The organism is Rhodoferax sp. LS1R11, assembly GCF_056521395.1.
Genome location: NZ_JBWMAW010000002.1, coordinates 401,519 through 426,628, shown reverse-complemented (window position 1 = coordinate 426,628; position 25,110 = coordinate 401,519). Strand labels below are relative to the sequence as shown.

The 25,110-nt window shown below is 58.5% G+C and carries 15 protein-coding genes; 3 read left to right on the top strand and 12 right to left on the bottom strand.

Annotation, left to right across the window (positions count from 1 at the left end; all coding sequences use genetic code 11):
• The first annotated feature begins 3 nt into the window (after positions 1–3).
• The gene (sbcD, locus tag AC097N_RS04585; protein WP_479579558.1) at positions 4–1,236 is read left to right on the top strand and encodes an exonuclease subunit SbcD; all 1,233 of its coding nucleotides are present in this window, start codon (positions 4–6) and stop codon (positions 1,234–1,236) included.
• Positions 1,233–4,694: an exonuclease subunit SbcC gene (gene sbcC, locus AC097N_RS04580; RefSeq protein ID WP_479579557.1), complete on the top strand. Its 3,462-nt coding sequence runs from the start codon at positions 1,233–1,235 to the stop codon at positions 4,692–4,694. Before sbcD ends, sbcC begins: the two co-directional genes overlap by 4 nt.
• A 177-nt stretch (positions 4,695–4,871) precedes the next feature.
• Here the strand turns inward: sbcC and AC097N_RS04575 are convergent, their stop codons facing one another.
• Entirely contained in the window at positions 4,872–5,348 is a 477-nt protein-coding gene (locus AC097N_RS04575; protein WP_479579556.1) for a GNAT family N-acetyltransferase, read from the bottom strand.
• Positions 5,349–5,402: 54 nt separating this feature from the next.
• Here AC097N_RS04575 and AC097N_RS04570 point away from each other — a divergent pair, with 54 nt between their 5' ends.
• On the top strand, positions 5,403–5,645 hold the full coding sequence (locus AC097N_RS04570; protein WP_479579555.1) for a hypothetical protein: 243 nt from the start codon (positions 5,403–5,405) through the stop codon (positions 5,643–5,645).
• A 112-nt stretch (positions 5,646–5,757) separates the two neighbouring features.
• On the opposite strand, the gene AC097N_RS04565 is transcribed toward AC097N_RS04570, so the two are convergent.
• The 11 genes from AC097N_RS04565 to AC097N_RS04515 form a co-directional block, all read right to left on the bottom strand.
• Complete coding sequence (locus tag AC097N_RS04565; RefSeq protein WP_479579554.1) at positions 5,758–7,002, bottom strand: Fic family protein; 1,245 nt, start codon at positions 7,000–7,002, stop codon at positions 5,758–5,760.
• Positions 7,003–7,083: 81 nt separating this feature from the next.
• Positions 7,084–7,398 (bottom strand): VOC family protein, encoded by a 315-nt coding sequence (locus AC097N_RS04560; protein WP_479579553.1) that lies wholly within the window; start codon positions 7,396–7,398, stop codon positions 7,084–7,086.
• A gap of 92 nt (positions 7,399–7,490) precedes the next feature.
• Positions 7,491–10,718, bottom strand: a complete 3,228-nt coding sequence (locus tag AC097N_RS04555; protein ID WP_479579552.1) for a type I restriction endonuclease subunit R — start codon at positions 10,716–10,718, stop codon at positions 7,491–7,493.
• A 137-nt stretch (positions 10,719–10,855) separates the two neighbouring features.
• Positions 10,856–11,191, bottom strand: a complete 336-nt coding sequence (locus AC097N_RS04550) for a type II toxin-antitoxin system Phd/YefM family antitoxin (RefSeq protein WP_479579551.1) — start codon at positions 11,189–11,191, stop codon at positions 10,856–10,858.
• Between the two features lie 182 nt (positions 11,192–11,373).
• Positions 11,374–11,568: a hypothetical protein gene (locus AC097N_RS04545; protein WP_479579550.1), complete on the bottom strand. Its 195-nt coding sequence runs from the start codon at positions 11,566–11,568 to the stop codon at positions 11,374–11,376.
• Positions 11,565–12,089: an ATPase gene (locus AC097N_RS04540; protein WP_479579549.1), complete on the bottom strand. Its 525-nt coding sequence runs from the start codon at positions 12,087–12,089 to the stop codon at positions 11,565–11,567. The genes AC097N_RS04545 and AC097N_RS04540 overlap by 4 nt, the downstream gene beginning before the upstream one ends.
• Positions 12,086–13,321 (bottom strand): restriction endonuclease subunit S, encoded by a 1,236-nt coding sequence (locus tag AC097N_RS04535; protein WP_479579548.1) that lies wholly within the window; start codon positions 13,319–13,321, stop codon positions 12,086–12,088. The genes AC097N_RS04540 and AC097N_RS04535 overlap by 4 nt, the downstream gene beginning before the upstream one ends.
• Positions 13,321–14,880 (bottom strand): type I restriction-modification system subunit M, encoded by a 1,560-nt coding sequence (locus tag AC097N_RS04530; RefSeq protein WP_479579547.1) that lies wholly within the window; start codon positions 14,878–14,880, stop codon positions 13,321–13,323. The genes AC097N_RS04535 and AC097N_RS04530 overlap by 1 nt, the downstream gene beginning before the upstream one ends.
• A gap of 421 nt (positions 14,881–15,301) precedes the next feature.
• Complete coding sequence (locus AC097N_RS04525) at positions 15,302–15,709, bottom strand: hypothetical protein (RefSeq protein ID WP_479579546.1); 408 nt, start codon at positions 15,707–15,709, stop codon at positions 15,302–15,304.
• Positions 15,710–15,724: 15 nt separating this feature from the next.
• Entirely contained in the window at positions 15,725–23,272 is a 7,548-nt protein-coding gene (locus AC097N_RS04520) for a CHC2 zinc finger domain-containing protein (RefSeq protein WP_479579545.1), read from the bottom strand.
• Positions 23,259–25,073, bottom strand: coding sequence for a DEAD/DEAH box helicase (locus AC097N_RS04515; RefSeq protein WP_479579544.1), 1,815 nt, complete (start codon positions 25,071–25,073; stop codon positions 23,259–23,261). The genes AC097N_RS04520 and AC097N_RS04515 overlap by 14 nt, the downstream gene beginning before the upstream one ends.
• Positions 25,074–25,110 lie beyond the last annotated feature (37 nt).

The following is a 25,110-nucleotide window of genomic DNA, read 5'->3' as shown; positions in this document are numbered from 1 at the left end:
CCCATGCGCATCCTCCACACCTCTGACTGGCACCTCGGCCAGCACTTCATGGGCAAAAGCCGTCAGGCGGAGCACCAGCAGTTGATCGACTGGCTGTTGCTTCAGGTGGACCAACACGCCGTGGACGCCGTGCTGATTGCGGGTGATATTTTTGACACCGGCGCGCCGCCCAGCTATGCCCGCGAGTTGTACAGCCAGCTGGTGGTGCGCCTGCACGGCGCGGGCGTGGCCCTGCTGCTGCTCGGCGGCAACCATGACTCGGTCGCGACCTTGGGCGAAAGCCGGGCGCTGCTTGAATGCCTCAGCGCCACCGTCATTGGCGCGGCCGATGACCCCGCGGCGCAGGTGGTCGTGCTGCCCAAGCGCGGTGGCCAGGGCGAGGCCGGTTGCGTGGTGTGCGCCATACCGTTCATCCGCCCGCGCGATGTGCTGCAAAGCCAGCCGGGTCAAAGTGCGCAGGACAAACAAGAGTCGCTGCAAAACGCCATCCAGGCCCACTACGCCGCCGTGTTTGACGCCGCCAGCGTGCGCCGCGCTGCCCTGGAGGTCGCGCACGGCGTCAAGCTGCCCATCCTGGCCACCGGGCACCTCACCACGGTGGGCGCCAGCACCAGTGAGTCGGTGCGCGAAATTTACGTCGGCTCCCTGAACGCCTTTCCGTCAACGGCTTTTCCCGCGGTGGACTACATTGCGCTGGGGCACATTCACCAGCCCCAAAAGGTGGGCGGGCAGGACCACATTCGCTACTGCGGCTCTCCGATTCCGCTCAGCTTTGACGAGGTGCGCCAGCAAAAAGAAGTGCTGCTGGTGGACCTGGACGCCACCGGCCTGCGTGCCATCACGCCGCTGCCGGTGCCCCGCTTTCAGCCCTTGGCATCGGTCAGTGGCAACCTCGTCGCCCTGGCCGAGCTGATTGCCGCTGCCGCCGCCAGCGGCACGCCAGAGCGTCCCGTCTGGCTGGAGGTGACCGTGGCCGAAGACGACTACCTGTCGGACCTGCCCGCGCGCATTGAGGCCATCACCGAGGGCCTGCCGGTCGACGTGCTGCGCATCCGCCGCCTGCGTGGCAACGCCGCCGCCACGTTGGCAGCCGCCAGCGAAACCCTGGATGAACTCAGCCCGCACGATGTGTTTGCCCGCCGCCTTGACCAGGAAGAGTTGGCCGAAGATTTGAAACTCGCCCTGCAGGAGCGCTACCGCGCCATCGTCACCCGCCTGCAAGAAGGCCAGGCATGAAGATTCTTGCCCTGCGCCTCAAAAACCTGAACTCGCTCAAAGGCGAGTGGGCGATTGACTTCACCCAGCCCCCGTTTGTCGAGAACGGCCTGTTTGCCATCACCGGCCCCACCGGCGCGGGCAAGTCGACCTTGCTGGACGCCATTTGCCTGGCGCTGTACCACGAGACGCCGCGCCTGAAAAGCATCTCGGTGTCCAACAACGACATCATGACGCGCCACACGGCAGACTGCCTGGCGGAGGTCACCTTTGAGGTCAAAGGCGCCGTGTACCGCGCCTTCTGGAGCCAACGCCGCTCGCGCGACAAGGTTGACGGCGCCTTGCAAGCGCCCAAGGTCGAACTCGCCACCGGTGCGGGCCAGATCCTCAGCAGCCAGAGCAACGACAAGCTCAAACGCATTGAGGCCATCACGGGGCTGGATTTTCCGCGCTTCACCAAATCGATGCTGCTCGCCCAAGGCGGCTTTGCCGCGTTTCTGAACGCCAGCGCCAACGAGCGCGCCGAGTTGCTGGAGGAGCTGACGGGCACCGAAATCTACGGTGAGATTTCCAAAAAAGTGTTCGAGCAGGCGCGGGAGGCCAAGCAACAACTGGATCAACTGAAAGCCCGCGCCGATGGCATGGAGCTGCTGAGCGCCGAGCAACGCGACGCCATGCAAAGCGATGTGGATCGCCTGGGCAAGGAGTTGATGGAGGTGCAAGCGGCCCACCAAACCACGCTGCTGCAACGCCAATGGCAGCTTGACCTGTCGCAAAGCGTGCAAGCCCTGCAAAGCGCCGAGACCCAGCGCGTGGCGGCCGATGCCGCGCTGGACATGGCCGCGCCAGCGCTGCGCCGCCTGGCCGACAGCGAGCCCGCACTTGCGCTCAAGCCGCTGCACCAGGCGTGGCAGCAAGCACAAGTGGCGTGTACCCAAAGCACCAGCACCCTGGCCGCGTTGCGCCTCGATGCGCAGCGTCAGCAAGTGGCGCACTACCAGCAGCAGCACCGCGCCCAGTCGCTGGCCGCCCGCATCGAGCGCGCCGCGCAAGCGCAGTTGACGCTCCAGCAAAACCAGCGCCAGCAACTCGACACCTACTGCACCACCCACCCCCAGCACGCCGCCCTAGGCGAGCGCCTGGGTGTCTGGCGACAGCAGTTTGACCAGCGCTTGAAGCTGCAGCAAAACCTGGCCACGCACCACCAGGCCTTGCAAACACTCGCCGCAGAACAGGACGAGCGCGCCAGCCACATCGCCACCCAACGCACATTGGTCGACGCCGCAGCCCAAGCCCAAACCGCGTTGGAGGCCGCGCAGCACACCGCGCAAACCGGGCAAGCCCAGCGCCTGGCGGGCCAAACCCTGGCCACGCTGCGCGAGCAATGCCAAGACGAACAGGCCAACGTGCACCGCTGGCAGCAAGCCGAGGCCCTGGCCCGTCAGCGCCGCACGCTGGCCGCGCAGCAAGCTACGCTGGCGGCAGAGCAGCAACCGGCCGCCGCCACTATCGCCACGCAAGAGGCCGCCGTGCTGGCCCTGCGCGAGCAGCACAAGCGCTTGAAAGAGCAAGTGGTCGACAAACAAAAACTGCTCGATCAAGAGCGCCGCATCCAAAGCCTGGACGCGCACCGTCAAGCCCTGCAACCCGGCGAGGCCTGCCCCCTGTGCGGCGCCACGGAACACCCCGCCATTGAGGCCTACCAGGCGCTGGACGTGTCCAGCACCGCAGCCGCCTTGAAAGAAAAACAGGCCGCGCTGGACGCATTGGTGGCCGACGGCACCCAGGCCGCCGCCGAGTTGGCGACCAGCCAAGCCAACCAAGCCAGCCGCCTCAAGCAGCAAGCGCAAATTACCCAAGACATTGCCCAATGGCTGGTGGATTGGGCGGAGTTAACCGCGCCCATCACCTACCCCCGCGCCCTGGCCGCAGACGACTGGAAAAACGCCGAGAGTTTGGGCGCCACCCGCGCCACCGCTGAGCAGACCCTGGCTCAAGCCACCCAAAACCTGCAAACCGCAGAGGCCGGTGAGCAAGCGCTGCGCCACGCGGTGGACGCCGCCCACCAAAGCGCACAGGCCCTGCAAACCGCCAGCAATCAATGGGAGCGCCTGCAACAGGCCGAGCAAGACGCCCTGGCCCGCCACAGCACCTTGCAGGCCGCGCTGCAGACCGGCCAGGACGACCTCGCCGCACTGGAGGTCAGCCTCAACGCCACGCTGATGGATGCGGGCTACCAACTGCCCGAAGACGCCGCCCCGTGGTTGACAGCACGCGCGGGCGAGTGGCTGCAGTGGCAAAACACACAAGCCCAGCTGCAAGACATCGCGCAAGCCATCACCCGCCACACCGGCCAATGCGAAGCCGCCCACACGCAGGCCGCGCACTGGGCGCAGCTGTGGGATGCGTTGCGTGTCAGCACCGCCCACGACATCGCGGCGCATGCCCAACTCACGGACGACGCCGATGCAATCGATGCCAATTTGCCCGCCGCCTTGACGCAGTGTGCCCAGGATATCGACCGCCTCTCGCAGGCGCTCGCCGCCCTGCAGGGCCAAACCACCCAGGTGCAGGCCAACCTCGCACAACAAGGCGTTGCACTGGCCGACGCCGACACCGCCTGGCAAGCCGCGCTGGCCGCCAGCCCCTTTGCCGACGCATCAATCTATGAGGCCGCCCTGTTGGCGGCGCCCGAGCGCCAGCGCCTCATCGACTTGAAAGAGTCACTGCAAGCCGCGCAACAGCAAGCCACGGCCCTGCTGCACGCTGCACGCAGCCAACACACCCAATTGGCAGCGCAGGCACTCACCGCACTGACCGTGGAAGAGCTGGCCGCGCTGCTGGCCGCGCAAGAAGCACAACGCAGCACCCTGAGCGAGCACATGGGCGCCCAGCGCGCCCTGCTGGCCAACGACGAACAGCATCGCAACAGCCAGCAAGCGCTGCTGGCGCAAATCAGCGCGCAAAGCACGGAGGCGGACATTTGGCAGCGGCTGGACAGCCTGGTGGGCTCCGCCAAAGGCGACAAGTTCCGCAAGTTTGCGCAAGGCCTCACGCTGGACCACTTGCTGCACCTGGCCAACCGCCACCTGGTGCGCCTGCATGGCCGCTACCTGCTGCGCCGCAAGCAAACCGGAGAGCTGGAGCTGGACATTGTGGACGGCTGGCAGGGCGACGTGGCGCGCGACACCCGCACCCTGTCGGGCGGCGAGAGCTTCCTGGTCAGCCTGGCGCTGGCCCTGTCGTTGTCGGACCTGGTGAGCAACAAAACGTCGATTGACTCGCTATTTCTGGACGAAGGCTTTGGCACGCTGGACGGCGACACCCTGGACATCGCCCTGACCGCCCTCGACACCCTGAACGCCAGCGGCAAGATGATCGGCGTCATCAGCCACGTGGAGAGCCTGAAAGAGCGCATACCCGCGCAGATTCGGGTGGAGAAGGGCGGCGGCGTGGGGCATTCGCGGTTGGTGGTGTAGCGCAAGTTGTTGCAGTAAAAGGATTTACGGTATGTTTTGCAAATGAGCAGGAACATGCCGAACTGCGAGAAACCAGCGCACCTCACGCGACATTGATCTGCCGTGGGACGCCTGATCACCATTTGCAAGAAAAATAGGCCTCTAGCCCCCGTCCTGCGTGCGGAAGGTGCTATTAAATCAGGAGTACCGAGCGGACATCTCCTTGCACATCCGCGCGTTTGCCAGAACGACGCCGCGCACCTCATCCCGTTGACGCGCCTCGATCACAAACCCGCTCTTCCTGAAAAACGGTTCGGCCGTGAGGCTGACATCAGCGAACAGTTGGGCAATGCCACGGCTGGCTGCTGACCGGTGAATATGCGCCATGAGCGCCCTTGCCGCACCGCGACCCGCATACGCGCCCGCGACAAAAAAATGGTCGATATGGCCGGACGCCTGAAGGTCTGCATAAGCCACCATGTGCCCTTCGATCTCGGCGACGAACGGTTGGTTGCTGCGAATTCGCTCACCCCATTGCGCCGCGTCGTACTGGCGCGGCGCCCATGCCTCCAGTTGCTCGGCTGTGTAGTCTTTGCAGGCCAGCGCATGTACCGATGAGTGGAAGACGGCACGCAATGCGGGTTCGTCGCCGGGGTGGAAGGTTCGGATGTGCATGTCGGCGGGATGAAATCGGGAAGGGGAAGAATTCTACGAGTACGCCTTAACTGCATGGTGTCGCTCCTGGTGTTTGACGCCGAATACGTAGGCACCATGGACAACTGGGCCGCCACCGCCAACCGTATGCAAGAGCGCCAGCTGCTGCGCCCGCAACCCACCGCCGCCACGCTGCCCGAGTGGCCGCGCGCCCTGGCACTGGCCCGCAGCTTCTGGGCAGCGGCTGCGGCAGACCTGCGCATATCAGCAGGTTTTAGGCAGATTGCGGCGGAAAATTTAAGCCAAATTGGCCTGTAGCGCACGTAGAACGTGCGGGAGCAGCTATTAAAAAGTGAGCAATTGGTAGGCGGCCAGGCGTACGCTCAGCTCGCCATCGGCGCGCATCGGCTGCGCCGCTTCAAGCTGTCGCCTATCGCTTGAGCGCGGGCTGCTCCCAGCCGGGCACGTTCACCGCGTAGCGTGTGGCCTTGCCCACGCCTTCCACGCGCAGCAAACCCTTGGCAAGCAGGTCGGTCAGGTCCCGCGTAGCGGTGGCTTTGGAGGTGTCGGTGAACTTGGCGTACTTTTCGTTGGTCATGCCGCCCAAAAATCCGCCACCTGATCGCACGTGCCCGGCTTCCAGCAAGCGCTCCAGCACCTTGCTTTGGCGCGGGTTGATAGCGCATTGGGCCGCCCACTGGCGGAACTGCGCCTTCTCGGTGGCATCCATCACCACGGCCTGGCTGGCTATGCACGCGCGGGTAAAGGCTTGGGCAAACCATTGCACCCAGAGCGTGACGTCAATCGCGGTGGCGTCGGGCGCAATGCCGCGCAGGCGCTGCGCATGGTTGAGCGCGTCGTAATACGCGGCACGGGTTTTGAGCATCTGGTGGGCCAAGCCGTACACACGCACCAGCGCCGGGTTGGCTTGGGGGTCTTGCGCTTGCATGTCCTGCGCCAGTGCCATGTCGGCCAGGGCGCGGCCCAAGCGACCGTTGCCGTCTTCAAACGGGTGGATGGACTCAAACCACAGGTGCACCAGCGCAGCCCGTGCAATGCCATTCACTGCTGCGCCTGCGGTAGCCCCGCCCGTGGGCCGGGTGTGCTCGAACCATGCCAACAACTTATCCATGTGCGCCACCACCTGCGCAGAGGGCGGCGCCTCGTAGTGCACCACCTCACGCCCCTGCGGCCCGCTGACGATCTGCATGGCATCGGCGTGATCGCGCAAGCGCCCCACCGCAATGCGCGTGATACCCGACGTGCCCCCCGGAAACAGCGCCGACTGCCAGCGGCACAGCCGGTCCAAATCCAGCGCCGCGTTGTGGTTGGTCAGCGCGTCTTGCATCACCTGCACCAGGCCTTCGGCAGACCGGTCGGGGCCGGGCGCATCGGCCAGTTGAAGCCGGTGCGCCACGGACGAGCGCAAGGATTCCAGATTGAGCTGCTCGCCTTCAATCGCGGCGGTGGCCAGTGCCTCTTGCACCCACAGTTCGCGCTGCACCGCGTTGGCCTGCTGCAGCCCAATGGCGCTCAACAAACCCAGCAACCGACCCTGTTCCAGGCGGGCTTGGTCCAGCGCGGCGGCAAGCGCAGCAGCGTCAAACGTCAGCTGCGGCCATGCGCTGTGCTGCCAGATGTAGCGTGGGGATTGGGGTGGGTTTGGGGGCGGCATGAGGCGTATTTTAGACAATACGGCTCACAATGTGAGGTGTATTTGTGAGAATGCGGTTCAAGCGCAAAGCCTGACCCATTTTTATATGCCAAATCGGCCTGTAGCGCCCGTATAACGTGCGGGGGTAGCTATTAAAAAGTGAGCAAGTGGTTGGAGGTCTGGCGTGCACAAGGCAATTTCAAAGCTGGGTGCGTGGGCGTCGGCAGACTGTAGGTTTTTGCCCATTTGGCGTATCAGCGAATGGGCTGAAAACGCCAGCGTGGTGCTGCCCGTGTTCAGCTCGCCGTAGTCGCCCCCGTCGTGCAGAAAGCGCGTCGTCAGCCCAAACGCCGCTTCGTAAAACGCCAAGGTGGCTTTGACGTCTTTCACATAAAGAATGGTGTAGCCGAATTGCATGGGTTTTCTCCTGGTAGGGGGGTGGTCAGCAGGAATGACTTTAGCCCTGTTTCCGAAGTGCTACCTTGGAGGAAGGCGACCTGCAACGGCATTCACACTACCCCAGCATACGCACTCAACCCAGCCCCGTAGTAATGGTCATATACATGGGCGTAGGCCCGGGCGAATTTCTCGTCTCGGATGTCCTTGGTGTACTGCACCGGCAAGCGCCGCATTTCCAGCTTCAAGGTTTGCATCACAGCAGCCTTCGTCTGCTGCTTTTCACGCCAGTCAAAGACCAGCTTCTCGCGTCGGAGCGTTTCCAGCAGCTCGCGGCAGACCTTCTTCACATCGGCCTGTTCCGCTTTGGTCAGCACCGGTTCCGGCTTGGTCAGGATGTCAAACAGCGCCAACTCCTCCTCACTCAAGCCCTCGGCCATGCCTCGCTGGTCTTCATTTGAGAGCACCTGCACAAAGTCTTTCAGCTCAGCAAACAGGGCTTCGATGTTTTGGCTGCCCGCGTTGTAGGCGTCAATCAGTTTCTGGAATTTCTCAGCCAGATCCACCCGCGTGGCGTTGAGCTTCAGCATCGACGCCAGCTTGCCCTCAATCAGCCGTTTCAACTTTTCCGCCTCAGTGCGTTTGTGGCCCTGGGCGAACTTGGCCTGCAGTGCTTCAAAATCAATTTCGGACAGGTTGATCAATGACTCCGCGCGGCTGGCGGGCCCGATGCGGTAACCCTCGGTGGCAATCGAATCGTTCAGCAGGTCTTCCACGTCGCCCATCACCGCCGAGATATCGGGCTGCTCGGTTTCCGCCTTGATCTTGGCCGCCAGATACGCCACCAGCACCGACAAGGGCGCCAGCTCATTGGCCATCGGGTCGGGCAGGATGGCTTTGAACAGCCGCGCCACCCGACTGGCCAGTTGCAGGTAACGCTTTTTATCAGCCTCGCTGCCCAAAAACGCCTCCACCGCATCGTCAATCAGCCCAATGCGCTCAAACCCCTGCGCCGCCGCTATGCCTGCCAACATCACCCCGCGCGCTTGCGCGAAACTGTCCGCTTCATCCAGCGCCAAGCGCAGCGCCGCGACCAGTTCGGTTTTGTCCAGAATCGGCGCGCCCGCGTCGCCACCCGCCGCCCCAGGCTGGGCATAAATCGCCAGCGCGTTTTGCAATGCGCGAAAGATACCCACATAGTCCACGATCAGGCCGGATTCCTTGCCCGGCGCCACGCGATTGGCCCGCGCGATGGTCTGCATCAGCGTGTGCGCCCGCATCGGTTTGTCGAGGTAGATGGTCGAACAGGTCGGCACGTCAAACCCGGTAATCCACATGGCGCAGACAAACACCAGCCGCAGCGGCGCATCGGCCGCCTTGAACTGCTCCGCCAGGTCATCTTTGAGCATGCGCTGGCGATGCGGCACGATGTTCAGCCCCTTGCTGGCCAGGTCTTCCACCTCGTTCTGACCTTGCGACACCACCACCGCCATGTCCGTGGATTCCATCAGGTGGATGCGGGCCAGCAGCGCCTCGCGCTCATCCCCCAGGGCTGGCACCAGCGCCGCCTGCAGCCGCGCAATTTCAGCCTGCCAGTGCACTTGCACCTTGTCGTACATGCGCAGCGCCGTCGCCTTGTCAATGCACACCATCATCGCCTTGCCCCGGTAACCGCGCCCGGTGAAATGCGCCACCAGGTCTTTGGCTATCGCGTCCAGCCGGTCTTCGCGGGTGATGATGTGGTACTCGCGGCCAAACTCGCGCTCCAGCTTTTTCTCCTGGTCCTCGTCCAGCTCGGCGGCTTCCAGCAAGGCTTCCAAATCCTTATCCAGGTCCTCATTGGTGAGCTGCACCTCGGGGATGCGGTTCTCGTAATACAGCGGCACGGTGGCCCCGTCTTCAATCGAGCGGGCAAAGTCATACACGCTCACGTAGTCGCCAAACACCTCGCGCGTGCGCTCGTCATCCCCCTTGATCAAGGGCGTGCCGGTAAAGCCCAGAAAGCCCGCGTTGGGCAGTGCGTTGCGCATGTTCAGCGCAAAAATGTCGTACTGGCTGCGGTGCGCTTCGTCGGTGATCACGATCACGTCCGACCGGTCTGAGAGCTGCGGGTACGGCAGGCCCGGCTCGTTTCTGAACTTCTGAATCAGCGTGAAGATGTAGCGCTCATTGCCTCCCAGCAACTCGCGCAAATGCGCCCCGCTGGTGGCCCGCACATCCTCCCGCGCCGTGGCGCCGGTGGCCTTGAAGGTTTTGCTGATCTGGTCGTCCAGCTCCTCGCGGTCGGTCACGATCACAAAAGTGCAGCTACCCAACACCCGGCGCAGCACCTTTTGCGTGAAGAACACCATCGACAAACTCTTGCCCGAACCCTGCGTGTGCCAGAACACGCCCAGGCGTTTGGCATCCATCTGGCCACTATTCAGCTGGGCCGCCCGCAACTCCACCAGCCGGGCAATCGACTTGTTCACCCCCAGAAACTGGTGGTTCTTGGCAGTCTTTTTGATCAGCCCGCCCTTGCCCTCTTCAAACACCGTGAAGTTCTCGACGTAGTCCAGCAGCCGCGACGGTTCCAGCAAGCCGCGCAAAGCCCGCGCCAGCGACACCTGGCTGCCCTGAGCTTTGACGTTGACCACCTCGTCCTCATCGTCCACCCGCTTCCAGTCAAAAAAGTGCTCCCAGGCGCTACTCAAAGTGCCCACCCGCGTGTCCGAGCCGTTGGACAACAGGATAAAAGCATTGGGGTGAAACAACTGCGGCACCGACTGGCCCTTGTAGTCCCGCAGGTTGGCGTCATACGCGCTTTTGAGCGGCACGCTGGGTTTCTTCAGCTCAATGAACACCAGCGGCAGGCCATTCACAAACGCCACCAAGTCGCAACGGCGGCGGTACATATCGCCCGCCACCCACATTTGCGAGGTCAGCAAGAAGTCGTTATGGCCGGGCGTGGCCCAGTCGATCACGCGCAGCGTCTCGATGGTGTGCGCGCCCGCCTCGTCCAGCACCTTGACCTTGACGCCATCTTTGAGCAAACGGTACAGCTCGCGATTCGCATTGACGGCAATTTGCTTGGAGCGGTCTTGCGTGAGTTGTTCCACCGCCTGTGCATAGGCGTCGAGTGGCAGGCCGGGGTTCAGCGATTCGAGTGCGGCACGCAATCGGCGCGGCATGACGACCTGGTGCTCACTCACACGGCCCTCAGTGCCGTGTTCGCCAAAAGTTTCGCCATACAGGTTCTTGACCGTCCAGCCCAACCCGGCCAGCAAGTCCATTGCCGCCTGCTCCACCAGCACCAGCTCGCCATAACTGGCCGTGACTTCACGAACTGACAATTGAGACATCAAGTTTCCCGTTAAAAATCAACCTGTTGGCTCGTGAAGAGCCTCCCTTGAACTGACACAGACTGACATCTCCACCGTTATTCGGCGTGTTTTTGTCAGTCTAAAACTGCACTGGCGACATCATGCGCCGTTGAGTATCAATGGCGTTTTGGTGTGACTTTTGCGAGTTCGGCAACCATTTCAGAAATGCGTGCCATGGCGGACTGGTACACGGCGCTGTCTTCGCGTTTACCAAGATCAACTTCAATGGCGCGCGCGCGCTCACCCATACGAGACAGCACGGTGCGGTGCAAATCCTGGTCGGATAACTCTTCAAGAATGGCTTCAAAAAGAGCTGGCTCAACCATGTAAAAAGCGGCCTTGTTGTGGTTCAACACCGCTACAGGTTTGCTTTTGGCATCGCGCAGCACCGCAGCCGGATTCTTTTTGAATTCGGACATGCTGATCGTGACTTCGGAATAAATTGCTTCCATAATTAAGCTCCAAATTAAGAGCCGATTGTAGTGCCGACAGTCGCCGATGCAGTCCCGAATAATGCGAACACACACCAGGAGCAGTTGGGGATTAAAAGGACCAAGCTCGAATCTGCAACCCGGCCAGCAAGTCCATCGCCGCCTGCTCCACCAGCACCCACTCGCCATAGCTGGCGGAGACTTCAAGTCCGCACTTGCGCGCCCACATTCACCACGCGGCCGTCTTGCCAGATGTAGCACGGCGTGCCGGTTTGCTGCGACAGCTCCATAGCCTTGCGGGCCGCACGGCGTAGCGCAACGCCCACTTTCAAAAGGTCAGGGTCGCGGGTGGGGCCAGCAATGGGAGCCGGTACAGGGGTTGAGGGCATTGATTTCATGGTTGATCCTTACTGTCAATCAGCACGGGGACTGAGCCTGAATTATCGTAATGAACCCAGGCATCGACCACCGGCTTGTACAAATGCTCAAAGTTGCGCAGCCCGCCGTCAAAGCGTCGTCGAACCACCGCTTCAGGAATGGCATGCCCGCCTTGCGCCACCCGGCCCGACACGCGGGCCAGTGCCATTTCAGCACTGGGCAGCGACAAAAACACCAGTTTGACATGGTAGCCCTGCTGCCGCCAGCGCGGAATCTGCCGCGCATAGGCCATGCCGCTCAGCGTGGTCTCGAACGCAAAGCTGCGGCCATGCGTGATGCGCGAAGCCATTTCCTCCAGCATCAGCCGCCCGGCCCGCAAGGCGGCGGCCTCTGGGTTGAAGGGGGACAGCCCGGCGGCGATCAGATCGGCGTTGATGAAGTCGGGGCACTGCGCCTCGCCCGGTAAAAACTCGCGGGCGAAGGTGGTTTTACCCGCGCCATTCGGCCCGGCAATGATGAGGATGCGGCGTAGTTCGGTCATGCGGTTTCGGCCTGTGGTTCGGGCAGCGTGGACACGTCCAGCTCGCCGGAGATGAGTTTGGGGAGCAGTAGGTCGCGGGTGGTGCGGAGGTTGGCGTTCTTTGTTTTAAAGTTTCTGATCAAGGCAAACATTGGCTCTACGATTGTTTCAAAATCAACAGCAACTTGATCGGAAGGGCGAATTACGGCCATTGAGTTGATGTAATCCTTGTTCGCATGTGGAATGGCCGCACCAACGTTTTTGCCTCGGATATCAACTTGATTTCCTGCAAAGAAGAGGTAAATCCAGTAAGGCCTTACCCCACCCGCCTCACTTGCTCGATACCTACCCAAGGTCGATCCCACTGCACCCTCGTGGCCAATAAAAACCTCCCCTGAACCTGATCCGTCCATCACCATGATCGTGTCACTTAAGCAGACGGTAACTAGCTTTTCTGGATGGGCATATTCGCAGGCTCCACCCCGCAAAGAGTCAATTAACAGGGCAGGAATTGCCCCGCCGTTTGGTGTGGGCTGCGTAGCATTTGGTTTTTTGCCTTTTTTGAATTCGATAAGTTGCCCGAGGGTTGTCAGTTCCCATCCTTCCGGCACCAATCCCAACTCGGACTCGACCATCCGCACGCCCTCATGGCCGGGGAAGCGGAAGCGGACGAACCACTCCTCGTAGAGGCGCCGGGCCATCTCCTCCAGAATCGCGATGCGCCGCGTGTTGTTCTCGATCAGGTCGTCGTAGGCGGAGAGGATGGAGGCGATGCGGCGCTGCATAGGCAACGACGGTAACCACAGCGGAAGCGATCTGATCATTTCCAAGCTGATGTAACTTTGAGCAACGCCCCCCTTAATCAAGTAGATCGCTTGTTGGAATTCCGGCCCCGTCACCCAGTAATAGAGGTAATCGGAATCGAGGGACTGCTGTGTGGGTCGCAGCATAGCGATGCTGCTTGAAAGTCCGAATCTATCTTCGTTATTCACTCGATACGCCTGCCCGAGACTACCAATGATGCCAAAAATCACATCGCCGCCAATTGGCAAAGTTAGCGCTTTTGAATCACGTTTGAAATGCTTCGAAAAAGTTAGTTCATCAATGAAATAGGCGCCATCAAGTTCTAGTCGCCCCTCCTTCAGGTTCTTGGCCGTGAGATATGGAACTCCTTCATCAACCCGTTTTAGGCTTCCATGCGCGCCATCGCCAACCTGGCAGTGATCACCTATTCGGCAAACCAAGTAGTTCATCAGGACTGCCCTGAAAGCAAGGCTGCGAGACGCTCAGAAATACTGTCTTCTAAAACTCTTGAGTCAGAGTTCAGCAATACCAGTTCCTCGTTCAACTCCTCCAGCTTCTCCATAAAATCAAACTCATCCGCCGCCCGCGCCCCGACACCCACATACCGCCCCGGATTCAAACTCCAGCCCTGAGCCTCAATCTCCGCCCGCGTCGCCGCCTTGCACAGCCCCGCCACATCGGCATACACGCCGCCCGGAAAGCGCTCCTCCAGCAGCGCCTGGCTGCCCGCCTCAAACTCCGGCGCTTCACCGCGATGCAGTCGCACCACGTTGGCCAGTAACTCCAGTTGCTCGGGCGTGAACTCGCGCGTCGAGCGGGTCACCTGTTTGAAGAACGGCCGCGCATCCAGAAACAGCACCTGGTCTTTGCGTGGGTTGGCCGTGGGCAACTGCGCCTTGGCCTTGTCGAAAAACCACAGCGTGCAGGGCAACGTGACGGTGTAGAAGAAGTTGGAGCCGATGCTGACGATCACGTCCACGCTGCCGCTCTGAATCAGCTTCTTGCGGATTTCCAGCTCGCTGCCTCGGGCGTCGCCGGCCGAGTTGGCCATCACAAAACCGGCGCGGCCGGTGTCGTTCAGCGCCGAGTGGAAGAGCTGAATCCACAGGTAGTTGGCGTTGTCGGTGCTGGGCAGGCCGAGCGGGAAACGGGCGTCGTCCTTGATGCGGTCCTTGTCCACGCCCGACACGTTGAACGGCGGGTTCGCCATCACGAAGTCGAACTTTCCCAGCACCTGGTGCGGGTCTTCGTAATAGGTATTGGCCTCGCGGATGTCGCCTGACAGGCCATGCACCGCCAGGTTCATCTTGGCGAGCTTGACGGTGTCGCTGGATTTTTCGGTGCCGAACACGGTCAGCTCGGTGGTGGCGTTGCGTTTGTGGCGCTGCACAAAAGCGGCCGACTGCACAAACATGCCGCCCGAGCCGCAGGCCAGGTCGCCGATGCGGCCGTGGTAGGGCTGCAAGATTTCCACAATCAGTTTGACGATGCTGGTGGGGGTGAAGAACACGCCGCCTTTTTGCCCCTCTTTCAGCGCGAAGTTGCCCAGAAAGTATTCGTACACCTTGCCAAAGGCGTCGCCATCCAGATCGACAGCCGCCAGCAAGCGCAGCAGCTCCACCAGCGTGGCGTTGGGCAGCAGGTTGTAGCCGCGCGGCAGCACGCCCTGCAACTCGGGGTTGTGCTCTTCTACCAACGCCATGGCGGCGCCAATGGCTTTGCCCAGATTGGCGCTCTCGGTCAGGGTGACCAGGTACGAAATGCGGGCTTCCAGCGGCAGGTAGAGCACGCCCTCGGCGTGGTAGTCCATCGCCTCACGTTCGTTGGCCGGGGTGCCTTGGGCCGCCAGTGCGTCATCAATTTGCGTGAAGCGCTTGTCGGCATGGCGCAAAAAGATCAGGCCCAGCACGGGCGTGGAAAATTCGGAGGGTTTGAGGCCGGTATTGGCCCAGAGTTGGTCGGCGGTGGCCCAAAGCCGGTTTTCGACTGCGACGAGATCAGATGCCATGGAGTCCCTGTAGATGTTGGGGTGATGGTAGCGGCTGGGAGTGGACGATTGAAACCGTGGCGCACGGGCGATGTGGCTTGTTTTGAGGGGTGGGAGACGGGTTTGATAGAAATATATGCCAAATCGGGCTCTAGCCCACGTCCTACCTGCGCAAGCCGCTATCAAATCAGGACTAAATCGAAATCCCCAGCCTGTGCACCATCGCCGGTCGCGCCATCGACGCCCCAGCGAGCATCTGTTTTGTCTTAGAAAAAACTGGACCGGCGAATTTTGAAGTTGCCGTTGATGCGACCGCCCAGGTCGATACGATGCCCCATGAGGCGTTTGGCGCATAGCTAATCCGCTAGCGCCCGAGCGGGACCTGGAGCGTGGCCGTTTCGCCGCCGCGAATGGGGATCATGGCGATGGGGGCGTGGGCCTCTCAAGTGTCGAGCTTGACCACCACATGTTGACCCGCCTCGGCAAGCCCGGTAATCGTCAGGGGTGCCACATCACCCGCCCCATTGACCGCAACCGGGATAAACCAGCGAACCGCGCCAGTCGCCGGAAAGGGGGTGCTGGCAAACCGGCCTAGAAAACGCGCTGGAATGTCTGGCCAGCGCGTCCAGAACATGGCCCCGATCACCAACACCAGCGCAATAAGAAAGAAACGGCTCCGACGCGCTTTGGGCACAGCCAGCCCATGAGAAGAGCCGCTGTACCTGGCAAAACGATTTTTCAACTCTTCGGCCTGGCGTGCTTTCTGCTGCTCAGACGTGCGGAATCGCCGAGCCATCATGTCGAAAGCTCCATTTCGATCACGCATGTAGTCTCGGTCGTCAATGCTCATGGGGGTCCTCGCATATCACTTGGTCGGCGTTACCCAGCTTGGTACCTTCACCTTTGGTATCTCCTCGGAATCGCCAAGTGTCAGGTCAACTTCCAGCCAGTCGTACAAAGCAGGCGCGGGCTCAGATTTTGGCTGTTGTAATCGATCTCCACCGTAAGCATCTGCGCGGCTACGCATCGCATCACGATCAGAGAAGTGCTTGGCCAACACCTGAAGGTGTGAAACTTGCGCATCGACGTTCCCGGATTGGATCGCCTGAACCAAAACATCAGTTAAATCCTGTATGTTTTGAGGCGTTTTCAACTTCAAACCAGACTTCAAGAAATCAATTAGCCTGCTTGGGAAGCTCTCACCATCTGCTAATTTTCTGCCAAGAAGCGACTCAAGCATTGGTAAAGAATTCTTTGCAGGATCGAGTGTTTCAACGATCGGCAAGTACGCCACCAATTGCAGCGGAACCGGTAGCATTTGGGGTCTTGGTTTACCCTCAAGCATGTTGAACGGATCAATGTCGGCGATCACCATAGCCTGGTCGCACTCACTGAGTGGATCCTTTGGATTGTTGTAATAAATACCTTTGGACCAGCCGTGATACGGGGTTGCGGCAGAAATAATGCCAACGGCATTGGTGCCATTTTTCCAACTTTCTCGTCCCATAAAACAACTACCGCCATTGAAGTATTTTTTGAGTACACCATTGCAAAACACAGTGGTCGTGCCCGAAGCTAAAAGGCTGGCCTGACCAGCGATCCAGTAATCAGCGGTTCGTGAGGTTGCTGCGGGCACTACAAGAATGGAACGACGGGGACCGATCAGACCGCCAGCTCCAATCGCTAAACCTCTGCTCAAATTCTTAATGTCTTCAATTACGTGCTCCCAGCCGTTTTCTGGACGACCTTTTGAGAAATGCCTTACTTGGTTTTCATAGTCAACGGCCAGCGGATTCAGATTCGCGGGACTGGTGAGCATAAAAAGCTCCGAGCAGATCAACTCCAGGCAGAACTTGAGCGGCATTGGAATTTCGGTCAGCAACTGGTTCAATAGTTTGTTAGGAAGCGGGATGCCTTTTTTTGAAAACCAATCATTGATATCTTTCGGGAAAAAGAGTGGTCGTAGCGGGTCGTTCGAGGGGTTGATGTACTCCTCCATCGCCACTGCGCGGTACTTCTTGCGCCGCTCCCACTCCAGTACCATGCCTGCGCTGACCATGTCGGCGTTGACGACTTCATCATCAGCCCTTAGGGCCGTTGCAAGTGCATCACCAGCAACACCCGGATAGGGCCATAACAACGACATCTTGGCACTCAAATGTTTGCCAGGTTCAGAATCAAATTGACGGTGTGTGCCAGCCAGGACGGCAACCCCTTTTTTTCTAAGCTCCTCCCGAAGCCACTCAATGGTCTCTGGTCTCACGGAATATTCCGGCAATACCAAAAGATCGACCTCGAAGCGCTCGCACGTCTGGATTGCCACCCGCAGAAAGCGCTGCCGCCTGTGCTCTGCCCAACTGGGAAGGTCCGTTGACTTGTTCCACAAGTGCTCCGACCCACGCTTTTCAGTTGATTGGTTCAACAAATCGTAGTCATTCAGCTTATCTACGGAAGCCAGCAAAAGGGCTGCTTGGCGGGTGTTCTCCATTTCGCCGAATGGAAAGGCTCTTAAGCCAACTTCAGCGATGGGATGTGTGTAAGTCTCATCCAGCCGCCATTGTAAAAGTGCAACACGTACGTGGCCGCTGGACTTCTTGCGACCTGGCCCGGCCCACAGCCGATTTTGAGTCTCTCGAAATTTCGGCAGCACTGGACGCTTCGCGCCAACTACGTCTGCGGACTCTTGTGCCGCTTGCTGGGGATTCAGATTCTGAGCCCCCGACAAAGACGCTACTCCAGCGTCTTGTGAGAGATCTATTGGGGGACCTAGTCCTACGGTGCTGACTGGTGTTACCAAGTGTCCCTGCTCAGAATTGACGATTGCGTCAGTCGCGTCATTCAACCCAGAATGCGCCAGCTCACTTTGAGATGCAGTAATGGCAGCCATACGCGGGTCCGCAGCACCGCCAAGTTCATCCGCCGCCGTAGTAGGCAACAATGTGTCATGGTCAGCAAGCGAGATCTTTGCAAACAAATCCCCCAGCACATGCACGGATAACAACTTGCGAGTCTTCAGCTCGTAGGCCTCACTCCAAATCTTAAGAACACCGTCTTCATGCATGGCCTCTTCAATCCTGGAAGGGCCATGTGGATATTGGCTAATCTGGGACGGAGCCACTTGCCAGATATGCCCTTCAGAGTCCGTAAATCGCTTCCCCTGTGGCGAGTACCCATAGCGGGGTGCAACGACATTACGGACAGCAACACCACACAAACCATCAATGGCGAGTGCAATGTTGCAAACGGTATTGACCAGACCTATATCGATGAGCTGCATTGTTGCAAGCGACAAATCCTCAAATGGCCATGAGCAGTCAATCCCGGGCGGCGAGCAATGGAATTCAACGAGCTTTTTGGCAATTGCTTTGAGATCTCTCGACACCTTTTCCCAATCAGGGTGGTCAATTCGCAGATCCGGTTCAAGTTGCCCGATCAATACGCATAGCCACTCAAGGGCAGATCCACCACCAAGTCTTCCCCAGTCCTCAGTCCGCAATGCAACTAGGATCGACTGCTCACTGTCTGCTTGCATGTCTGGCGACCATTGCGGCCAATCCTCTACCGGGAACGCTAATGATGCGGGCAGATGAAAGTCTTTGAGACCGCGAAGTGAAATAACCAAACCCCTGAATGCCGCAACGCATGTTGACAAAACGAGCGAAGTTAGCAGTGCTGCCGCAGCTTCATCTTTTGAATTCAAAGGTCGAAGCGCCCAAACGCGGTGACTCAATGCACTAATTGCCAGCAGATCGCGTCGCAAACCAGCGTAGAGGGACGGGTACGTTGCCAAAGACTTGCCGACAGTAACCGGCAGTTTCGTGAAAACACGATTGGCGATTTGATGCAGTTTTGATTTTAGCTTCGGGTGTTCTGGCGATGCAGAACCTTCACAGCGAATCCGCATCGCAGCGGTTTCAGCTTCAGAGGCCAACAAGCAAAATATCCTGGAATCAAAACTCTCTGAGTCTTGTGGGAAATTTTGCAGAATTTTCAGGGAGCGCAGTACGGCTGTTGGTAGCCCGCTATCCTGATCAATTTTTTTGAGCGTCTTGCTATTTGCGTAAGCGCCGCGCAATTTACGAAGTTGATTGCGCAATACGTAACGTGCAGGATCCTTCAGCGTCACTTCAGTGAGCGACAACTGCGCTTCGTGATCTGCCAGTTTTGCAATGTCGTCTTGCAAGCCAAACAAGTCACTTACCGTGACACCGATGCGCCAAAGATAAGCGCCGTCCATGGGAACAGTAATACTTCGAAGGGACCGTCCGACATCTCGAACAAAGGCACGCTGTGCCAACTTTCTTGAATCAACGGGCTCGCATAACAAGAAAATACCGCGGCTGATATCCGTCCCACTAGACGCAACAAATGGCCATGCTGGAACGAACTCCTTTTCTTCTTGCTGAGAATCTTGCTTTCTCCAGATTGCAAAAAGTTGCAAAAAAAGCTCAGCGGCTTGATGCGGAGATGCTTGGATTGACTCTTGATCGAGTGACGGAGCGATTGTGTAAACCTGCAATGACTGTGGATCATTCAGCATGCCTTTCGAACACTTTAGAACTTCCGCAGTACTCGTTGATGGCGCTCCCCAATTGATGAGCAGCTTTCTGATGTCCGTCGCGCCGTCATAAGCACCAAAAAATTCAGGCATGAGCGTTGGTTTCGCCGCCCGAATTTGTAGCTCGATGACAACTAAAGAGTCGACGTCAGCAATGCCATTCGTAATCGTTGGGTTGCATGCCAACAATCGATCCTGCTCGATCCCCGGCAGTGGCGGCAACAACAGCAGGTTGTTTTGTGTGTAGCCCAGCAAGTGCCGGCGTTCAGCCAATATCGTCCACAGATGCTGGCGCGGCACAACCGCCGCTATAACTTGGAGTGCTATGGAAAGGGCTTTCGGCTCGTGCACGTCCAAGGTTCCGTCGGCGCTGCTTTGGGGTAGGAGTGCATTTGCGATTGCTAACGACTGCGTGTATCCGTTCCACTGGGTGCTATCTGTCGGCTGCTTCAGCTTTTTCAAAGGATCCAGTGGGTCTGTTGCTGACGCCACAAAGTTCATCAGTACCTGAACTGCGTGATCCATCCAGACAAAAGGGTTTCGGCTGGCGAATGGTGCGGCCCTTGCGGCAATCACTGAAGCTACACCTGCCTTTTCAGGGGTTGCCCGAGACGCTTTCCATGTAAGAAGCTCCAAACGACGCTTTAATTGGTGGTTGAGCCGGGGTCCGGATGGCACATTCAAGGAAAGGCGTCGGAACTCTGGCTCTAATGCAATGTTGGCCAGCATCAACAAACATTTATCTTTGTGCAGCCTTTCTTCGCTCGTCAAACCATATTGCTCAGACGCATTTGCGTCGAGCAGTTTTTCAAGTCCTTCGAGTGCAAAAAGATAGGGGTCTTCCCATGCCTTTTTTTCCGGGTGAAGCGTCCATCCCGATCCCGCGCAGCATTGATGCCAAAGTTGCCAGTAACGATCCCACGCTGCGCTTGCATCAAGCTGCAGATCACGCTTTGCAGCGTCAGTTACCACTGCAAACCAGAGCCACCGAGCGCCCTTCGCAAATTCAGAAGGTCTCAAATCACTCGCCTTAAAGGCGGTGCTAACGGCTTGGGTAATTCCTTCTTGGCTATCCCGAAATAGGCAGGCATTCCTGAATATTTGCAAGGCTGACTGCCGATCAATTTCAGTGGCCTCCGTCCATAAGCCCCACCCAAGCTCGCCATCGCCAATTAACGGAGGTTCCCATGCCGGTCCCGAGGCTGCGAATGCACGCCCCTCGTTTAACTGTTCAAAAAATTCTTTCGCGGTAAGAACTGGTAAATCATCCGCCTTGGCAGCCAAGCTGAGGCCGAGGCCACGCGCGCTGGTTTCGATGGCGCGCCGCATCTCCGCTAATAAGTCGGCGCTATCAGCGAGCAAAACCACATCGTCCACGTAGCGTGCGTAACCAAGTTTTCGCGCGCCCGCATTGTGCCTGCGCATCAGTCGTCGGGCTTCCTGATCTAAGGGGAACAGCGCCACATTGCCAACCCACGCCGACAATACCGGGCCCTGAGGGATACCCATGTCTGCGACAGCTTCTGCGCGTGTACCGTCTTCCGGTCGTTCATAGGGATAACCAAAAAGCAAATCGCAGATCGCATCCACAACATTAGCGGCTCTTTCATCGCTTGTCATGATTGCCGGATGTGGAAACAGTGGCCCGAAACTGCTGGCATCACTACCGAGATCGTCAATTGCGGCCTGTATGTGTGGAAGGATGCTGTCACGAACAACAAAGCGTTGGAGATTGTCGTAATACCGCTTCACATCAAGGCGCAGCGAATGAACGATGCCAATGTCCTCAGCTTGTTTCTTGAGCGTGCGCATGAAGTCTCGCCAGCTATCCATGTAAGGGCGATACATGCCCTGGTCTGAAGGCGGTTTTCTTCCTTCCAAGACCTCCATGTCGATCTGGTAAGCAAAACTCAATACCTCAGAGTCGTCAACGACAAAGCCCCTCTCGGTTGATTCGTCGGGCAATCCAGTTGTAATGGTGCGGTTTTCCTCGCTGTAGTAACGCACTGCCGGTATTCGCGCACTGAAATTTTTTCCATCGAAACAAAGCGCATCAAGCCGTTCGGTCAAAAGCTCGTTCAAAAGGTATTGCTGAACCACTAGATCTGCAGGTTTTGGCATCGCCTTCAACCGATACTCATTGCCCCCAAATTTTCGCGGGACATGAACGGCGTCAAAAGGATCAATCGCACTTCTTAGTCCACCGGAGAGCCGCTCTCTTAGCATGACGTTAAACGCTGTTGCTGCAATATCCAGTCGCTCCCATTCAGGCTCTGCGCATGGCAATTCACCGCGCCGAGACCCCATGTATGCGAGCACACGAGCGTGATTCAGTTGTGCATCGTGATCCTCAATGAACAATGTCGACAAAGGTCGATTGGCGACATCGCCTTGTTCCACAAAACTTAGCAGCTCAGTTTGGCAAGCCAAAAGTGGGCGCGAGTCATCCGAGTGCTGACCGCCGATCAGTCTACGCAACTCTGCTTGAGAGTTCGAAAGTTTCCTCAACGTCCTAGCTGTTCGTTGCAGGGCTCGGTATCTTCTGGAGCGCGGGGCATTAGTCCAGCGCTCATCCGACAGGACTTCCTCTGCCGTTCCACCAAATTCATAGATCAGGAAGGCTAATGCTGGTGGATATGAAGATTTTTTGATGCAGTCAAGGACCGCCGTTTGATCGGTTGCATCACGAAAACACTCATCTGGATCCTTGCCGACAGGATTGGCACCGGGGACGGCCTCCAACGATCTGCTTGTCAGTAGCGTTATCTCTACATCGAAGCTCAAATTTTTGCTAAGCAGGCGTTGGCTAGCGCGCGCCATGCCTCTAATTCCTGCAGAGTCTCGATCAAGGAATAGATGGACCGTCAGTGAATTGTCTTTAGGGAGAGAACTTAGAAAATTTGAGAGAAGTTCGACTTGTTGTTCACTCAGTTGCGCCCCCATGGCAGCAACCGCAGATACACCAAAGCCATCGAGCCGAAGTGCGTCAAAGAATCCTTCAGTGACGTAAACATGGTGATCTTTAATGTTCGCCTTTGCCCTGGCGAAAATTTCCGAGAATGTTTTGTTAGCTAGGTAAAGAACTCTGCCCTTCTCCGTACCTTTGGCATTGAGGTACTTGGGCGTAATGGGATCTAAGTCATCATTCGCCGCACGCGCAACGAGTCCGACCAACCGTCCATTTTCATCCTGCAAAGGAATAATGATCCGATTTCCGGGAAAAGAATCGGTGTAATAGACCTCCAAAGGTAGGTGCGTGGAATTGGTTTTTTCTCCATTCTTCGGCGGGATTCGCCTAAGCAAAAAAGCTTCTTCCAGCTCAGATCCTATTGCACGACCTTCATTGAAAGACAAATTGGAAACGGAGTCCGCCAGCGTGTTGGCCTTTGCGTATATCAGACCTGAAGCTTTTAGAGTTTTCTTGTCAATGTGGCGAGTAAGCGCCCATCTCTTTAGGTCAGTTGCGGAATTCTCCGCTCGGTATATGCCTGTCGCGGTCTCCAGCGCAGACATATGAGATTCAAACCGATTTTTACCCTTGTTGGACTGTTGAAAGGTCTGAAGCGATACACCAAAGGAAGTAGCCAACCATTGAACAGCTCCTTTAAAGTCTGTATTGTTTATTTGCTTTACCAGCGAAATAATGTCGCCGTGCTCACCACAGGCGAAGCAATGAAAGTGGGGCTGTCTTGTTCCATCATCGGGATAAAGCACAACCGATGGGTTAGTTTCAGAATGGAAAGGGCAAAGAATTCGATTGCGATCACCTTCCGTCTTTGTCTCCCGCCCCAGCCTATGAGCCACCTCAATAATTGAGATGCCTTTGAGAAGACGATCCAATTCAATCCAAGCCATAACTATTCCCTATTTGTTGTGTTACGAAGCGGCCGTGCTCATGCGTGACCCGCGTCGCCCCCACATAAAACAACCGCGCCTCCTCCCGCTCATCCTCGCCCGCAGCAGGCATCTGCCCCACGCCCATCAGCGCCACCACCGGAAACTCCAGCCCCTTGCTGGCGTGCATGGTCAGCACCTTGATGGTGTCCTCAAGCGGGTTGAAGCTGCCGGAGCCTTTGCGCACCTGGTGCGGCAGTTGCCAGCGGCTCAGCGCTTGGGCGCATTCATCAATCTCGTCGTAGCGTCGGCAGATCACCGCCATGTCGCCCCACGCGTGGCCCTCTTGATGGGCGGCGTTCAGCAGGTCGGCAATCTTGGTGGCTTCGGCGCGTAGATTCGGCAAACGGATGATCAGCGGTGCTTCGCCATCGCGCCCGCAGCTGATGGGCTTGAGCAGCGGAATGCCGTCGTCGTCTTTGTCGTCCGCCGTCAGCAGGTCCTTGGCTATCAGGCTGGCGGTCTGCAGAATCTGCCGGGTGTTGCGGTAGTTGATTTTCAGAATCGTGGTACGGCCTTGCGCCTGAATGCCCACGCTCTTGAAGCTGAACTGCTTGGAGCGCGCGCGCTCGTAAATGCTTTGCGCATCGTCGTACAGCACCAGCAGGCTATTGGTGGTGGGGTCCACCATTTGCGTGACCAACTTGAGCCACTCGGGCGCAAAGTCGTGGCCTTCGTCAATCATCACGGCTTGGTATTGACCGCTGGGGATTTGCTGGCTGTCTACGCCGCTAATGACGCGCAATACCAAGTCATCAGCGTACTGCTCGCGGCTCAACTGGCCCGGTAAAGTTTGTCCAAACGCTACCAGTTGGTCGCGGCACCATTTATGAAAATGCCGCACATGCACCTTGTCACTCAGGCCTTTGGCGTCCATCACACTGGCCAGCTTCACGCCCAGCGGTTCGTTAAAGCAAAGAATGAGGATAGGTTTGCTGGTCGGTGTGTGGGCCTTGGCCAGGTACTCGGCGCGGTAGCCCAAGATCATCGTTTTGCCGGAACCCGCCACACCGTGAATGACGCGATGGCCGTCACCCAAGCTGCGCGCCAGTTGCTCTTGCTGCAGGTCCATCACGCGCATGATGCTGGGCAGTTCGGCGTCCACATTGCTGTCGTCAAACAGCGCGCCTTGCGTTTGCACGCGCACTTCGGGGAACATGATCCAGCGCACGCGGTCGAGTTGCGGCAGGCTCATGACACCGCGCATCATGTAGGGGAACATGCCCCACAGGCGGCTTTGCAGGTCTTCCGCATCCACGGACTCCGTCATCTCATCCGAACAGATCACGCGGTTGGGCTCCATGGCGTGGTGCAGTTCGGCGTCATCAAACTGCTTGCGTGTGATGTTGGTCAGCACCACGCCGTAGCTCCATGGGAAGGCGAGCTTGCCTTGGTGTGGGCCGTCTGCTTGCACCAGCTGCGGGTCACGCTGCAAGGCGTCAACCACTTGGTGGGCGTAGTTGCGGGCTTGCAGCAAGGGATTAGCTACGCTTTTTGGAGCGCCGTGGTCCAGAATGCCCCACTCCTCTTTGTCAGCCCGCTGGATGGTGCTGAGCTTCCAGTCTTTCACCTCCAGCACCAAAATGCCGCGTCGTGGGTGCATCACCACAAAGTCGGGGTGTGAGTGGCGCGGCCCCACGGGCACGTCGTACCAAAGCAGGTAGTCGTCGTCGAGCTTGTGCTCCAGCCGTTCGGCCAGGCGTCGCTCGCCCGCAGTCATGCGCGACACGCAGGCGCCAAGCGCCGGTAGTAAGGTAGCCAATGGATTGATCCCGTCCCTGAGATTTGTTTTTGGTCTG

Excerpts from the sequence above, each read along its gene's own strand:
- sbcC (WP_479579557.1), top strand. The coding sequence starts at position 1,233 with ATGAAGATTCTTGCCCTGCGCCTCAAAAACCTGAACTCGCTCAAAGGC.
- AC097N_RS04525 (WP_479579546.1), bottom strand. The coding sequence starts at position 15,709 with ATGAGCATTGACGACCGAGACTACATGCGTGATCGAAATGGAGCTTTC.
- sbcD (WP_479579558.1), top strand. The coding sequence starts at position 4 with ATGCGCATCCTCCACACCTCTGACTGGCACCTCGGCCAGCACTTCATG.
- AC097N_RS04550 (WP_479579551.1), bottom strand. The coding sequence starts at position 11,191 with ATGGAAGCAATTTATTCCGAAGTCACGATCAGCATGTCCGAATTCAAA.
- AC097N_RS04530 (WP_479579547.1), bottom strand. The coding sequence starts at position 14,880 with ATGGCATCTGATCTCGTCGCAGTCGAAAACCGGCTTTGGGCCACCGCC.
- AC097N_RS04575 (WP_479579556.1), bottom strand. The coding sequence starts at position 5,348 with ATGCACATCCGAACCTTCCACCCCGGCGACGAACCCGCATTGCGTGCC.
- AC097N_RS04560 (WP_479579553.1), bottom strand. The coding sequence starts at position 7,398 with ATGCAATTCGGCTACACCATTCTTTATGTGAAAGACGTCAAAGCCACC.
- AC097N_RS04570 (WP_479579555.1), top strand. The coding sequence starts at position 5,403 with ATGGTGTCGCTCCTGGTGTTTGACGCCGAATACGTAGGCACCATGGAC.
- AC097N_RS04545 (WP_479579550.1), bottom strand. The coding sequence starts at position 11,568 with ATGAAATCAATGCCCTCAACCCCTGTACCGGCTCCCATTGCTGGCCCC.
- AC097N_RS04540 (WP_479579549.1), bottom strand. The coding sequence starts at position 12,089 with ATGACCGAACTACGCCGCATCCTCATCATTGCCGGGCCGAATGGCGCG.
- AC097N_RS04555 (WP_479579552.1), bottom strand. The coding sequence starts at position 10,718 with ATGTCTCAATTGTCAGTTCGTGAAGTCACGGCCAGTTATGGCGAGCTG.
- AC097N_RS04520 (WP_479579545.1), bottom strand. The coding sequence starts at position 23,272 with ATGGCTTGGATTGAATTGGATCGTCTTCTCAAAGGCATCTCAATTATT.
- AC097N_RS04565 (WP_479579554.1), bottom strand. The coding sequence starts at position 7,002 with ATGCCGCCCCCAAACCCACCCCAATCCCCACGCTACATCTGGCAGCAC.
- AC097N_RS04535 (WP_479579548.1), bottom strand. The coding sequence starts at position 13,321 with ATGAACTACTTGGTTTGCCGAATAGGTGATCACTGCCAGGTTGGCGAT.